Raw genomic sequence first — 953 nt, 5'->3', positions numbered from 1 at the left:
TCGGCCCTGAAGTGTTGGTTGGCTTATGCATTGAACGTAGCCTAGAAATGATGATTGGGTTGCTGGGAATCATTAAGGCAGGCGGAGCTTACGTCCCCTTGGACCCTGAATATCCCACTGAACGACTTGAATATATGTTGGATACGGCGGATCTACGCTTACTGCTAACCCATAGCTCTTTAACGAAAGTAATCCCCTTAAAATCCAAAATACCCCTCTTGTTGCTTGATCATAATGAGGCCTATTTATCGAGCGCCATTAATCCAAAAAACACTCTACAAGCCAACCATTTGGCTTATATGATATTTACCTCGGGATCCACCGGAAAGCCAAAAGGTGCAGCCAATACACATGAGGCAATACATAACAGACTTGCTTGGATGCAAGATATTTACCAATTGACATCCAGCGATACCGTTTTACAAAAAACTCCTTTTAGCTTTGATGTATCGGTTTGGGAATTATTTTGGCCAATAATATATGGCGCGCACTTAGTTGTTGCAAGCCCAGGGGAACATCGTGACCCAGAGAAGTTAATTAGCCTAATAAAAGCAAAAGACGTCACCACCCTACACTTTGTACCATCGATGCTGCAAGCATTTATCGCAAGCGAAGACATCAACCTGGCAAAAGGCATTAAAACAATTATCTGTAGCGGTGAAGAGCTCCCCGCAGATTTATACAAAAAAACTTCTGCGCTATTACCAAACACTCAGATTGAGAATTTATATGGCCCCACAGAAGCTGCTATTGATGTCACATACTGGTCCTGCAACGATGATATTGACGTCAAATCACTCCCCATTGGCCGACCCATCTGGAATACCCGCATTTATGTTTTAGATAACAGCCTAGAACCAGTTCCAGCTGGCATTGCTGGGGAGCTTTACATTGCAGGCGCCGGTCTAGCCCGTGGTTATCTAAATCGACCAGGATTAACGGCGGAGCGTTTT

General features: G+C 44.2%; 1 protein-coding gene. It reads left to right on the top strand.

Features of this window, described 5'->3' with window-relative positions; translation table 11 throughout:
* Positions 1-953: amino acid adenylation domain-containing protein (locus tag VC188_RS11875; protein ID WP_323484102.1), on the top strand; the 953-nt coding region annotated here is incomplete at both ends.

The sequence above is a fragment of the Polynucleobacter sp. MG-28-Ekke-A2 genome, from assembly GCF_035012985.1.
GTDB lineage: Bacteria > Pseudomonadota > Gammaproteobacteria > Burkholderiales > Burkholderiaceae > Polynucleobacter.
Note: the sequence above shows the minus strand (reverse complement) of the source record. Positions and strands in the feature narration are given on the sequence as shown.